A 13,172-nucleotide genomic window follows, 5' to 3' on the forward strand; every position below is an offset into this window, starting at 1 on the left:
GGAACTGAGTGCTGTGATGCACGCGCCCGAACACCGGAGCGATCGATTTGATTGGAACCGATCGATACGATTGTGGGCGTAGAGTAAGCGACTCGGGATCACTGTGCCAGGGGGACCCCATGCGACTGCACGTCGACCAGCGCCACGAGCGGGTGCTCGAACTCGTCCGGGAGCGGGGCAGCCTGCGCGTGGCCGAACTGGCGGCCGAACTGGGCGTGTCCGCCGTCACCCTCCGGCGCGACGTGGAGGCACTCGCGGCCCAGGGCCGGGTGCAGCGGCTGCACGGAGCGGTCGTCTGGCCGGGCGACCGCGCCTCCGCCACCGCCACGGCCGGCGAGCGGCAGGAGGAGTCCGCCGAAGGCGCCGTGATCGGCATGATCGTGCCCACCACGGTGAACATCTTCGCCGACATCGTGCACGGCGCCCGGGAGGCCGTCGGCGCCCGGGGCGGACGCCTCGTCCTGGGCCTGACCGGATACGTCGACACGGAGGACTCCGTGCAGGCCGAGCACCTGGTCGCGGGTGGTGCGCAGGGGCTGCTGGTGGCGCCCAGCTGGTTCGGCGGCGTCCCCGGGCACGGGCAGGAGAAGTGGCTCACGCAGGTCCGGGTGCCCACGGTCCTGGTCGAGCGCTCCGCACCGCCCGGCAACCCCGCCGCCGACCTCGACCGGGTGCGCACCGACCGCGCCCACGGCGCCGCCCTCGCCGTCGGCCACCTGGCGGCCCTCGGGCACCGCAGGGTCGCCGCCGTGCTCCAGGAGGGCCCGCACGCCGTCCCGATCGGCGCCGGCTTCCAGGCCGCCGTCCGCGCCCGCGGCATCGACGTCGACGAAGGCGCCCCGAGCGTCCGCGAACACGGCGACTACGACGCCTGCGTCGACTACCTCGTCCGCGCGGTACGCGAACGCGGCGTCACCGCGGCCCTGGTGCACAGCGACGAGGACGCCATCGTGCTCGTGCCCCGGCTCCAGGCGCACGGCGTGCGGGTCCCCGTCGACCTCGCGCTAATCGCCTACGACGACGAGGTGGCCGGCCTCGCCGACGTGCCCCTGACCGCCGTCGCCCCGCCCACCCGCGCCGTCGGCGAACTCGCCGCGAAGCTCCTGTTGCGCCGCCTGGGCGAGCAGACCGCCGGCCGGCGGCCCGGACCCCGGCAACACATCGAACTCCTCCCGGAGTTGCGGATCCGTGCCTCCTGCGGCGGCCGGGCCCCGGACGACGGCTCCTGAACGGGCCGGGCCGCCCGGCGAACGAAGCGATCGTATGGCGATCGCTTTGATTATTTCGGTCGAACGCTCTTGATCTTGATCGGGGCGACCCAAAAGATGTCCTGCGACAGCCTCTTCCCGTACGAGGTCTCACAGGAGCCGTGCCATGACGCGTACGTCACGATCGTTCCGCACAGTCAGCGCCACCACCGCCCTCGTCGCACTCGAGCTGCTCGCCACCGCCTGCGGCAGCGGGGACGGTTCGGCCGGCGCCGCGTCCGACGGCAAGCCGGTGACCATCGACTACTGGACCTGGACGCTGGGCGCCAAGTCGACCGTCGAGGCGTTCAACAAGACGCACAAGGACGTCAAGGTCAGATTCACCGAGATCCCCAGCGGCACCGAGGGCTACAGCAAGCTCGCCAACGCCGTGAAGGCGGGCAACGCGCCCATGCTGGCACCCGGCTTCATGACGATCTTCCTGTTCTCCTTCACCGCCAGCTGGAACAACTTCTTCGGCGCGCTCGTCATGCTCAACGACGACCACCTCTACCCGGTCAACCTGGGCCTGTTCATGTGGAACAGAATCCGGGAACTGTGGGCGGCGGGCCTGTGACGGACCGGAGCCCGGGGACGCCCCCGCGGCGGAGCGCCCCCGTGCAGAACCCCGCACCCGGCGACGTAACCTTTCTTCACCGCGCCGCCGCCGACACCGGCCCCCGCCCGAGGAGATCCCGCATGCCCGCCGCCCGCCCCCGCCTGCTCTACGTCACCGACCTGGCGTACCAGGCCCGTGGGCGCCGCTACTGCGACGAGGACATCCGCCTCACCTCCCGGCTCCGCGCCCACTTCGACCTGGCCCTGTGCCATCCGCTGGACGCCACGGCCCTGATGGACGGGTACGACGCCGTCGTCGTCCGCAACAGCGGGCCCGTCCTCGGCTACCAGAAGGAGTACGACGCCTTCCGCGCGCGGGCGCTGGCCACCGGCGCCCGGGTGTACAACCCGCTCACCGGCAAGGCGGACATGGCCGGCAAGCAGTACCTGCTCGATCTGAGCGCCGAGGGCTACCCGGTGATCCCGACGGCCGGCCGCGCGGACGACCTCGACCGGCTGCCGGCCGCCGAGCGGTACGTGGTCAAGCCGAAGAACGGCGCGGACTCCCTCGGCCTGCGGATCGTCCCGGCCGGCGAGGTCGCCGCGGCCGTCGCACGCGCGGCCGGCGACGTCCTGATCCAGCCCTGCGTCGACTTCGTCCACGAGGTGTCCTTCTACTTCGTCGACGACGACTTCGAGTACGCCCTGTACGCCCCCGACCCCGAGCGCCGCTGGGAGCTGAGGCCGTACCCGGCGACCGCCGCCGACCTGGAGTTCGCCCGGCGTTTCATCGACTGGAACGACCTCGGCCACGGCATCCAGCGTGTGGACGCGTGCCGCACGCGCGACGGCGCCCTCCTGCTGGTCGAACTGGAGGACCTCAACCCCTACCTGTCCCTGGACGCCCTGCCGGAGGAGGCCGCGGACGCGTTCGCCGGCGCGCTCACGGCCTCCCTCAGCCGGTTCGTGCAGGGAGCGCTCAGCCCAGCCTGACCGTGACCCGCTGTGTGGCCCCGGCGGTGCCCGTCAGGTCGCCGAAGGCCAGCGTCAGCGCCGATCCGGTGGCCGACGAGGTGAGCGTTCCGACCGTTCCGCCGAACCAGAAGTTGACGCCGGTGAAACCGAGCGAGCGCACCGAAACCCCCTGCCGGCTGTCGGTGTTGGCGAGCACGGTCAGCCAGCCGGCGTCCGGCGGACGCGCCCGGCAGCAGCAGATAGGCGTACGACTCCTGCACCGGATCGGTGCCGTGATCGACGTACATCGTCAGGTACTTGCGGTTCAGGACGGTCGTGGCGCCGCCCTTGTTGATCGTGCTCCAGCTGCCGTCGCGGGCGTCGCGCAGGGCCCGTACCGTCGCCCCGCCCGGGAAGACGTAGCCGCCGTGTCCGCCGATGTGCGCCCACCGGGCGCCCGTGAGCGTCCCCGACCACGGGTAGGTCGCGGGCTCGGCCCTGCCGTCGACGGTGAAGGGGGCGCCTCCGGCGGGGCCGAGGTTGCGGTTCTCGACCGTCGTCTCCACGGCGGTGCCGTCCGTGCAGGTGATGCCCGCGCCGAGACAGACGACCGTGTCGTCCAGGAAGAACCACGACTTCTTCGCCACGAGCGTGGACTGCAGGCCCTTCAAGTACTGCCCGACGGCGGCCCGCTGCCCGTCCGTCACGCCGCCCACCCAGTTCACGTCCGGTTTCGCGGCGCCCCAGTCACCGCCCGCCGCGTCGGCCGGCGCCTTGCGCGAGACGGTCGTACCGGGCAGCCGGAAGGGGTCGACGGTGGGCCAGAAGGCGTCGCTGTACTGACCGCCGCCGGACGTGTCGCCCCACCAGTACAGCATCCCGGAACCGGTGTGCCAGCCGCGCAGGTTCTCGCCGTTGCCGGTCTCGTAGTAGGCGATCCTCCTGTCGGCCATGCTCAGCGAGGCCGCCCAGCCGGGTCCGCGGTGGGTGGCACGCGCCATGCCCGGGAACAGCCGGTGACCGGCCGGCTCGGCGGCCGCCGTCACCGCCCCGTCGTCCTCGACCTCCTTCAGCCGGGCCAGGTGCGGCAGGCTCAGCACCGGGTCGGCCAGCGGCGGGCTGTAGTGGTCTCGCTGCATCCAGCCCTTCACCAGGGCGCGCCAGCGCGCGTTCTCGGCCGCGCTCGCGCCCTGTCCGAGCAGCACGATCGAGGCGAGGATCGGATGGCCGCGCAGGTGGTCGTCCTGCTGGACGTGGCCGGGGTCCGAGGCCGACAGCCCCCGGCTGATCGCCCGGCCCGCGACCGCGTCCATGACCAGGCCGTCGTGGAGGAAGGGCGCCCAGGCGTGCTCCACCGCGTCGAGCACCGTCTGCCGGTCCGGGTCCGTCACCTCCCAGGCGGAGCCCGCGAGCAGCGCGAACAGCAGGCCCAGCCCGCCGAGCAGCACCGAGCCGTACGACCCGGTGTACGGCACCGAGGTGTGCTGGACGAACGAACCGTCGGCGTACAGCCCGTCCCCGGAGGTGACGTAGGGAAAGACGGGGGAGAGGGCGTCCCGGGCCAGCGCCACCTTGGCCGGGCTCGCCCCGACGACACCGCGCAGCGCCAGCACCCGGCACAGGTCGACCCGGTTGGCGCCCGTACTGGTCCCGGTGTAGCTCGCCACCGCAGAGTCGGGCACGAAGTGGTCCACGGCGGCGAGGTAGTGCGCGAGCTGCTCCGCCGACAGGGCGTCGTACATCAGCACGCAGGAGTCCAGCAGCGCCTGCGGGGCACCGATCTGCCAGCTGTACCAGTTGCCGTAGCGGGCCTGGTCCGCGTGGTAGACGTCGTCATGGAGATGGTCCAGTCCGCCGACGATCGCGTCCCGCAGCCCCGCGTCGCCGGTGAGACCGGTGCCGGGCCGGCAGTAGGCCTCGGCGAGTGTGCTCGCCGCGTGTAGCTGGTGTTCATGTTGCCCGAGTAGCCGTACGACTCCTGGTCCGTGTCCGGATCGGGCTCGGCGTAGCCGAGGTCGGGCCACAGGGAGCCGGGGGCGGGCGCCATCGTGGAGAGGTACCGGCTCGCGGTGGCGCCCAGGCCGCCGAGGCGGGAGGCGAACGGTTCGGTGGCGGGATCGAAGCCCTCGCCGAGGATCAGCAGGCACCACTTCGCCCGGAGCGTCGCGAACTCGTCCGTCGCCGCGAACGCCCGGGGACCGAGCCCCAGGGCGAAAGCGCTGCCTGAACAGAGGGCCAGAAAGCCACGGCGTGACCAAGGAGTCGTCATGGCGGCGCTTTCTAGCACGCGCTTGCTCAAACGCTCAATAACTCGTACCGAATTGATCGTTACGATCGTTCGGGGCGTCTTGGGTGGGCGCGGTGTGGCCCGGGGTGGGCGACGGCATCCGTGAACGGGTTCGCGGTGGCCCCCGTATCTCAGTCCGGGGACCGCGCAAGCCCCGGCCCCGCACGCACGGGACGGAAGGAGAGCCAGGTGCCGACACCGCCCGACCCGGAACAGCCGCACCCCGGACCGGTCCTGGAACCCGTCCGGGTCCTGCGCCTGCGCCGCTTCGACGCCCTCGCCGAACTGATGCGGGAGGTGCGGCCGGACCCGGTGACGTACCGGCCCGCCGGCTCGGCGGCCGAGGAGGAGACGCAGGAACTGCCGCCCGTACCCGCAGCCCCCGGCGGCACCGGCTCCGGCCGCGCACTGCGGCGGGCCGCCGTCGCCGTGGCCGTCGCGGCCGCCGCGCTCGTCGGTTTCGGCTGCGCTCTGCTGCTGCCCGGCCGCCAGCAGGCGGCCGCCACCGTCCGGCCCACCCCGCCGGCGACGACCGCACCGCCGGCCACCCCGGCCACGCCCACCCCCACGGCCGCCCCCACCCCCACGGCCGTCACCGACCCCGACGGGCCGGGCACCCTCCGCCAGGGCGACACCGGCCCCGAGGTCACCGAACTGCAGGAACGCCTGCTGCGGATCCCGGACGTCTACCGCGACGGCTCGACCGGCGGCACCTACGACACGACCCTCACGGCGGCCGTGGCCCGCTTCCAGCTCTGGTACGGCATCAGCGGCGACGAGACCGGCGTCTACGGCGACGACACGCGCCGCGCACTGGAGTCACGAACCGCTCTCGGCGACGATTCGTGAAGAGCACGCGGGGAACGGTGGTCGGCGGGACAGCGGTGGCGCAACGGCAGCGAGCGGGGTGACGGACGTGGACGGCGCGGCGGACACGAACGACAGCACGGGCGACAGGACGAGCGACAGCACGAGCGGCGGGACCGGCGCGAGCGGCCACCCCGCCACGCGTGGCGCGCCGGATCCCGGCCGGTTCTTCGAGCGGCTGAACCCCGACATGTGCGTGGTCACGGCCGTCGCCGACGGGGAGCGGGCCGGCTGCCTGGTCGGCTTCGCCTCGCAGTGCTCCCTCAAGCCGCCCCGGTTCACCGTCTGGCTGTCCAAGGTCAACCACACCTACCGGGTCGCCCGGGCCGCGCAGTGCCTCGCCGTCCACCTGCTCACCCGTGACCGGCGCGACCTCGCCGAACTCTTCGGCGGGGAGACGGGCGACGACGTGGACAAGTTCGTCGGGGTGGACTGGTCCGAGGAGTACGGCGGCGCGCTCGTGCTGCGGGACGCGGCGGCCTGGTTCGTCGGCACCATCCTCCACCGCACCGACGGCGGCGATCACGTCGGCTTCGTCCTGGACCCGGTGCAGTGGGGAGAGGGGCGGGCCGGCCCCCTGCTGCGGCTCTCCGACGCGCTGCCCATCGACGCCGGCCACCCCGTGGAGTGAGCTGATTCGAACGCCGGGCAATGCCTTGCAAAAATGCCCGGGCCGGGACGGTGGGCGGCCCTCATCATGGTCAGCCCCGCGGCCGTCGGTCGTGTGACGGACCGCACCACGATCGAAGGCCATGCCGATGACCGGCTCCCGCATCCCGGGCCTGCTCCTGCCCGCCGTCCTCCTGCTGGCCCTGGTCATCGGCGCATGCTGGTACTGGCGCCACCGCGACGACGACTGACCACGCCCCGCCCCGGGCCAACCGACGGCCTCCGCCCTGCCGGACGGCCTCCGCCCTGCCGGACGGCCTCCGCCCTGCCGGACGGCCTCCGCCCTGCCGGACGGCCTCCGCCCCACCGGACGGCCTCCGCCCCGCCCCGACCGCGCCGGCACGCGGACCCCGGCCACCCGGCGCGCCCGCCCCACCAGGCCACCCGGCGCGTCCCGTCCTCAGTCCTCAGTCCTCCGCGTCCGCCACGCCCTCCCGCGGCATGCTGATGTCCAGCACGCACACGTCGTCCCGCCGGGCCTCCGGCAGCATCGAGGAGAGCAGCGCGTCCAGGGAGCCGGCCTCGCCGCAACCGTGGGTGCGCACCGCCTCGGCCAGGCGCTCGAAGCCCGCGTCGAGGCCCTCGCCGGGGCGCTCGACCAGGCCGTCGGTGTACAGCAGGAGCCGGTCTCCCGGTTCCAGCGGCAGCTCCGCCGACTCGTAGCGAGGGGCCGCGCTCGCGCCGAGCAGCATGCCGCCGGGCCGGTCCAGGTAGCGCACCTCGCCGTGCCGCACGAGCAGCGGCGGCGGATGCCCGGCCTGGGCCCAGTTCAGGACGTGCCGGGCGGCGTCGTAGTGGGCCAGGACCATGGTGGCGGTGGTCTGGCTGTCACGGGAGTGCAGCAGCAGCTGGTTGAGCCGCGCCAGCGCCCCGGTCAGCGAGGAGCCGGTGCTGACCATGCCCTTCGCGGTGAACCGGAGCTGCGCCATGGTGGCCACCGCGTCGATGCCGTGGCCCGCCACGTCCCCGACGACGAACAGCGCGGAGTCGTCGGAGAGTTCGACGGCGCTGAACCAGTCGCCGCCGACGTGGATGCCGGCCTGGGAGGGCAGGTACGCGACCTCGACGCGCAGCCCGGCCCGCCGCACCGGCTTGCTGGGCAGCGGCAGCAGCGCGTGCTGCAGCCGGGTGGCCAGGGCACGCTCGGCCTGCAGGATTCCGCGCTGCAGCAGCATCGCACGCTCGCTCTCCACCAGGGCGAGTTCGGCGCTGCGCTGCGCGGTCAGGTCCTGGACGACGCCGTGCACCTCGACCGGGGTGCCGTCCGGCGCGGTGACGGCCTCCGTGACCATCCGCAGATGCCGCACGCCCTCGGGGGTCTCGATACGGAAGGGCACGTCGAACGGGCGGGCGTGGCCGACGAGTTCGGCGATCGCGTGGGCCAGCGGGCCCGCGTCCTCCGGCAGGGCCAGCTCCGGCAGCCGCTCCATCCGCAGCGGCCCGCGCGCGGCGCTCCGGCCGAGTACGTCGTACGCCTGCGCGGACCAGGAGATCTCCTGCGTGACCAGGTTCCAGTTCGCCCAGGCGAGGTTGCCGAGCCGCTGCACGTCGTCCAGGCGCTGCTTCTGCAGGGCCAGGGGGTCGTGCCGCAGCCAGCTCACCAGCAGGCGCTCGCCCAGCGAGGCCGCCCGGACCGAGTAGGTGGCGGTCACGGGTACGTCGTCGATCACGTCCTGGTAGGCGAACGGCTCGCTCTGGAACGGCACCCCGGTCCGCAGCGCCTCCAGATAGCCGTGCCACAGCGGTTCGCCCGCGACGGACGGGTAGCTCTCCAGGATGCGCTCGCCGACCAGGCTCCGGCCGGTGCGGCCGAACACGTCGACCGCCTCCGGGGTGGCGGCGTCGATGCGGTAGTCCTCCACCTCGCCGGAGGCGGCGCGCAGCGGGGTCAGCAGGATCGCCGTGTCCGGCAGGGCGTCGAACACCGCCTGCACGGTCTGGGCGACCTCACTGTCCGGGTCCTCCCGGGGCATGTCGATGGCGCGCAGCCGGCCCGCGCACAGCCGGGCCACCGCCCGCAGCAGCTCCCGCTCGCGCGGCGTGAACGCTCCGTCGCGGCGCCGCAGCACGCCGAGGGCGACCCGGGCGGTGTGCCCGGCCGGCACGGGCAGCCAGGCGCGGCTGAGCCACCGCTCGGGCGGGTCCCCGATCAGCAGGTACCGGGTGCGGTCCGCGGCGAGGTCTTCCAGCCAGCGCGGCTCGCCGGACGCCAGGGCCTCGGACGCGACCATTCCGGCCGGCCGGGACACATGCCGCCACCGGGCGGCGAGGGCAGGGTCGATTCCGGCGTATCCGAGCAGTTCGAGCCCGTCGTCGGGCTGCAGCTCGTACAGCAGCAGGGCGTCGGCGCCGATCTCGGGGGCCAGGTGGTCCAGCAGGCACCCGGCCAGCTGGTGCGCCGAGCCTGCCCGGACCAGGGCCCGGCCGATCGTGCCCAGCGTCTCCGCCAGGTCCATGGTGCCGGGGGCGGCGGTCGCCCAGGAGCCGACGCCGGACGACACCCCCACGGGTGCGACGGGGGGCTCCTCCTGGGGCGGCCGGAGGTCGCCGAGGGTGATCCAGCACTCCTCGAGGAGGGTGCGGTTGCCGTCCTTGGCGCGCTGCAGCAGTTCCTCGTGCGCCGCGCTCGGGGTGCAGCCGGTGGTCGCCATCAGGACGCCCTTGGCCCGCTCCAGCACCGCGGTGGTCGCGGCCAGCTCGCGCAGCCGCTCCAGTTCCGCGCGCTGCCGGGCCACGACCTTGGCCAGCGCCGCCTGCTCGGCGCCGGTGCCGGAGTCCATCGAGGGCACGGGCTCGCTCGTCACGCGATGAGCATGGCACATCCCGGCCCGTTCGATCACCGGTCTGCCGGGTCCGGCTTCCCCTGCGCCCGACGTGCACGGCGGGGGGTCGACCGGCGGAGGACGCACGGGGGCGTCCGGGTCCACGGATGCGGGCGAGGGAGCCGGTCAGCGGCCGGCGCCGCGCCCGGCCAGGGCCTCGCTGACGGCGCGCACGCTGCGGGCGATGTGCTGCAGCTGCATGACCTCGGCCGCGTACATCTTGATCGTGTGTTCGATGACCGACTCGGGTAGCCCCAGCATGGGCAGTTCGGCCCGCGCGGTCTGCAGCGCGGTCCGTGCCACCCGGATCTCCTGCTGGACCTGGAGCTGGGCATGCCGGGCGAGCAGTACGGGGTGGCGGATGAGCGCCGGATAACTGGCGTAGCGCGCGGGGATCAGCTCACGCAGCCACTTGGCCGCCGAGCGCTCCCAGTCGTAGCTGCCCGGCGTCTTGACCTGACAGGGCCAGTCGGGGGTGATGCGCGTACTGGTCAGGGGCATGATCATCGCTTCCGGTGTGCGGCGTCGTGAGGGTGGTCGACGGGTTCGGGGCGGCCCCGGCCTAGGGGATGGCCGGGGCCGCCGCGGGCGCGTCGCGCAGACGACGCGCCCCGGTGCACCCCGGGCGCCGACGTGGGTAGGGGACGGCGGCAGGGGGTGTCCGTGCGGGGGCCCGGGCGTCGGGAACGGCGCCGCGGTGGGGCTTGCAGGCGCATGGGCGGTTCCGTCGGCTTTCTCGGGGCGGTGGTGCGAGCGGTGAGTCCGCGGGGGTGCGGTACGCGCCCGGAGTGGTGCGGGCGCGGTCCGTGAGCAGAGTATTTATATATGCCGAGCGGTTTGCAAGACGCATGAAAACATTCATGCGCGGTATGTGGTGAATGATCCCCGTCCAGGGGGTGCGGTGACGGCGGGATCGCCGGAGAACGGCCGGATCTCGAAGGAAGAGTCAGTCCTTGAGGAAGAACTGGTGCTGCTCGGAGAGCTGTTCGTACTTCTCCAGCCGGGCCTGGGTGCGCTCCGGATCGGCGTCGGTCATCGCCTGCAGCAGCGCGGCGGCCAGCACGCCGGGCGCGGCGTAGGTGTCGAAGACCATCCGGGAGCCGGTGCCGGTGGCGAAGACGACGTCGGCCTCGTCGGCCACCGGCCCCAGCGCCAGGTCGGTCACCAGGGCGACCTTCAGACCGGCCCCGCGCGCCACCCGGACCGCCTGGAGGGTCTCCTGGGAGTGCCGGGGCATGGCGAAGGCCAGCACCCAGGTGCCGCCGGCCTCTCCGGACTGCAGCAGCGCGTCGTAGGCCACGCTGCCGCCCCGGGTCACCAGCCGCACGTCGGGGTGGATCCGGCGGGCGGCGTAGCCGAAGTACTCGGCCAGCGACACCGAGATGCGCAGGCCGAGCACGGTCAGCGGGGTGGAGCGGGACAGTTCGCGGCCGACGTGGATGATCCGGTCCGGGTCGGCGAAGTCGCGCCGCAGGTTCTCCAGGTTCTGGATCTCGGCGTCGACGGCCGCCTGCAGCTCGTTGGCGATGTTCTCCTCGGCGGGGGCGCCGGCGAGCGTGCTCAGCGCGATCGCCTGGAGCCGCTCCCGCAGCGCCGGGTAGCCGCTGAAGCCCACGGCGGCGGCGAAGCGGGTGACGGAGGGCTGGCTGACCCCGACCCGGTCGGCCAGCTCGGTGATCGACAGGAACGCGGCCTCGGTGATGTGCTCGATCAGGTACTGGGCGATGCGCCGCTGGCCGGGCGAGAGCCGGGGGCCGTCGAACAGTTCGCGGAGCTGGGACGTCGGCGCGGCCTCGGTCTCGGGCACGGCCTTGCCCGAGGTGATCGCTGCTGCCTGTGCGCGTGCCTGCTGCGGCGAGGGCACCGGTCCGCCTCCTTTGTCTCCCACGACCACAAAACATAGCTCACCAAGGGTCGTGACCAGCGGCTCGAGCGATCCGGCTCACCGCCGGAAGAGGCTGATCGAATGCCCCACTTCGCCGACCGGGTGACTGGTGGCGATCAGCTCGGCCAGCCGCCCGCGCGCCTTGGCGGCCGAGGAGTCCGACACCACCAGCAGCCCGTGCACCCTCTCCGCGGGGACCGTGCGCGGATCGGCGGCGTGGATGCCGTAGTACGCGGGCACACCGCTGCCCTTGTACACGAGCCACACCCGCTCGCCCGGATACCGCTGCCGGAGCCGGTCCGCGAGCCGGCCCAGGTCCTGGCCCCAGTCCACGTTGGAGTCGTGCAGCAGCTCGTGGGTGTGCGCCGGACCGCCGAAGGCCTCGTTGGAGTACGGCAGGTAGTACGGGTACGTCCGCAGGGAGCTGACCGCCACGAACAGCACCAGCGCACCGGCCGGCAGCACGGCCCGGCGCCACCGCAGCGCCGGCACACACGCCGCCGCGACCGCCAGGAACATCGGCACGAACAACGCGTACCGCGTCCCGAAGTCCCGCGAGCCCGTCATCGCCGCCGCCAGCAGCACCAGGGGCGGCAGCAGCAGGTACGGCGCCGCCGGCCGCAGCCGCCGTACCGCCACGACCGCCACGGCGCCGGCCGAACCCAGCGCCAGCAGCCCGAGCGGTGTCTTCACCAGCAGGGCGGCCGGCAGGTAGTACCAGAGGGAACCGGTGTACACGTGCCCGAACAGAAAGCCCTGCCACGGGTAGGCCTCCAGCCCGAACTGCACCCGCATCCCCGCCCGGTACGCCTCCGGCACCGGCAGCAGGTCCACCACCGTGCCCCGCAGACCGTGCAGGGCCGGGACCGGCTCGGCGGGCGCGAACCGCAGCCGCGGATCGACCGCGAGATACACCGCCCACACCACCCCGACGGCCACCACCGCGACGACGGCGGCGCCCCGGAGCGCGGAAAGCGCTGTCCGGCGGGCACCGGCGGGCCGTCCGGCGCCGGACCGGGCCGCGGCCGCGGCGGAGACCGCCGCGAGGGCCAGCAGCACCGGGACCGCCGGCAGTGCGCTCATCTTCGTGGCCACGGCCGCCCCCAGCGCCGCCCCGGCGAGCGCCAGACAGCGGACCGGACGGCGGCGCGCCCGCCACACCAGCCACGCCGACGTCAGGACGAACCCGGCCGCCGGCACGTCCAGCGTCGCCAGCGATCCGTGCGCGATCAGATCGGGGGAGAAGGCGTACAGCGCGAGCGCCGCCAGGGCGCCCGCCGTGCCCGCCACCTCGCGGGCGAACGCGAAGGCGACCAGCCCGAACAGCAGCGTCAGCACGATCACCGGCAGCCGCGCCCACAGCATCAGCCGCCAGGGATCGTTGCCCGACTCGTACAGCAGATACCGGCCCACGTCCCCCTGCGTGCCGGTGTACGACGGGTCGTAGTGCGGGCCGGCCACCGCCACACCGGCCGCGATCAGCAGCTTCCCCAGCGGCGGATGCTCGGGGTTGTAGCGCACCCGGTGCTCGTGGAGGTAGTCGGTGGCCGTCGCGACGTACACCGGCTCGTCGATGGTAGGCGTCTGCCGCAGGGCCGTCGTCACCATGGCCGCGGCCATCTGGGCCAGCAGCAGTGCCACCAGCGCCGGCACCAGCCACCGCCGGTGCCGGCGCACACGGGCGTACCCGCGTGGGGGCCGCAGGGGCCCGGCGACGGGAGCCTCGGGTGCCGAAGCCGTGTGCTGTATGCGCGCCATCATCCGCCCCACGGTGGCACCGGGGGCGTCACCGCTGCACGAGTCGTACCGGCAGACCCTCTGCCGTGCCCACGGGTACGGCCCGCGGCCGGCCGCGGTTCACCCCGGCCCGCTCCGACCGCCCG

At 73.6% G+C, this 13,172-nt stretch carries 8 protein-coding genes and 2 pseudogenes; 5 read left to right on the forward strand and 5 right to left on the reverse strand.

Annotated features, from left to right (window positions below):
• Window positions 1–119: 119 nt before the first annotated feature.
• The 3 genes and pseudogenes from AB0N17_RS28575 to AB0N17_RS28585 all read left to right on the forward strand — a co-directional run bounded on the left by AB0N17_RS28575 (window position 120) and on the right by AB0N17_RS28585 (window position 2,798).
• Window positions 120–1,229, forward strand: a complete 1,110-nt coding sequence (locus AB0N17_RS28575) for a substrate-binding domain-containing protein (RefSeq protein WP_366014402.1) — start codon at window positions 120–122, stop codon at window positions 1,227–1,229.
• A gap of 427 nt (window positions 1,230–1,656) precedes the next feature.
• A pseudogene (locus tag AB0N17_RS28580) lies at window positions 1,657–1,794 on the forward strand (carbohydrate ABC transporter permease); the annotation flags it as partial.
• Window positions 1,795–1,946: 152 nt separating this feature from the next.
• On the forward strand, window positions 1,947–2,798 hold the full coding sequence (locus AB0N17_RS28585) for a hypothetical protein (RefSeq protein WP_366014403.1): 852 nt from the start codon (window positions 1,947–1,949) through the stop codon (window positions 2,796–2,798).
• On the opposite strand, the pseudogene AB0N17_RS28590 reads toward AB0N17_RS28585, so the two are convergent.
• Window positions 2,785–5,028, reverse strand: a pseudogene (locus AB0N17_RS28590) (polysaccharide lyase 8 family protein). The gene AB0N17_RS28585 and the pseudogene AB0N17_RS28590 overlap by 14 nt on opposite strands.
• 207 nt (window positions 5,029–5,235) lie before the next feature.
• Here AB0N17_RS28590 and AB0N17_RS28595 point away from each other — a divergent pair.
• Together AB0N17_RS28595 and AB0N17_RS28600 are read left to right on the forward strand one after the other, a co-directional pair.
• Entirely contained in the window at window positions 5,236–5,895 is a 660-nt protein-coding gene (locus AB0N17_RS28595) for a peptidoglycan-binding domain-containing protein (RefSeq protein ID WP_366014404.1), read from the forward strand.
• Window positions 5,896–6,103: 208 nt separating this feature from the next.
• The gene (locus AB0N17_RS28600) at window positions 6,104–6,544 is read left to right on the forward strand and encodes a flavin reductase family protein (protein WP_366014469.1); all 441 of its coding nucleotides are present in this window, start codon (window positions 6,104–6,106) and stop codon (window positions 6,542–6,544) included.
• Between the two features lie 445 nt (window positions 6,545–6,989).
• Here AB0N17_RS28600 and AB0N17_RS28605 read toward each other — a convergent pair whose 3' ends face one another.
• The 4 genes from AB0N17_RS28605 to AB0N17_RS28620 form a co-directional block, all read right to left on the reverse strand.
• Complete coding sequence (locus AB0N17_RS28605; RefSeq protein WP_366014470.1) at window positions 6,990–9,362, reverse strand: SpoIIE family protein phosphatase; 2,373 nt, start codon at window positions 9,360–9,362, stop codon at window positions 6,990–6,992.
• Window positions 9,363–9,530: 168 nt separating this feature from the next.
• Window positions 9,531–9,911, reverse strand: a complete 381-nt coding sequence (locus AB0N17_RS28610) for a hypothetical protein (RefSeq protein ID WP_366014405.1) — start codon at window positions 9,909–9,911, stop codon at window positions 9,531–9,533.
• Window positions 9,912–10,350: 439 nt separating this feature from the next.
• Complete coding sequence (locus tag AB0N17_RS28615; protein WP_366014406.1) at window positions 10,351–11,268, reverse strand: MurR/RpiR family transcriptional regulator; 918 nt, start codon at window positions 11,266–11,268, stop codon at window positions 10,351–10,353.
• Between the two features lie 78 nt (window positions 11,269–11,346).
• Entirely contained in the window at window positions 11,347–13,050 is a 1,704-nt protein-coding gene (locus AB0N17_RS28620; RefSeq protein WP_366014407.1) for a phospholipid carrier-dependent glycosyltransferase, read from the reverse strand.
• Between the last annotated feature and the right edge of the window lie 122 nt (window positions 13,051–13,172).

Origin of the sequence: Streptomyces sp. NPDC051133, assembly GCF_040682635.1 — a bacterium.
GTDB lineage: Bacteria > Actinomycetota > Actinomycetes > Streptomycetales > Streptomycetaceae > Streptomyces.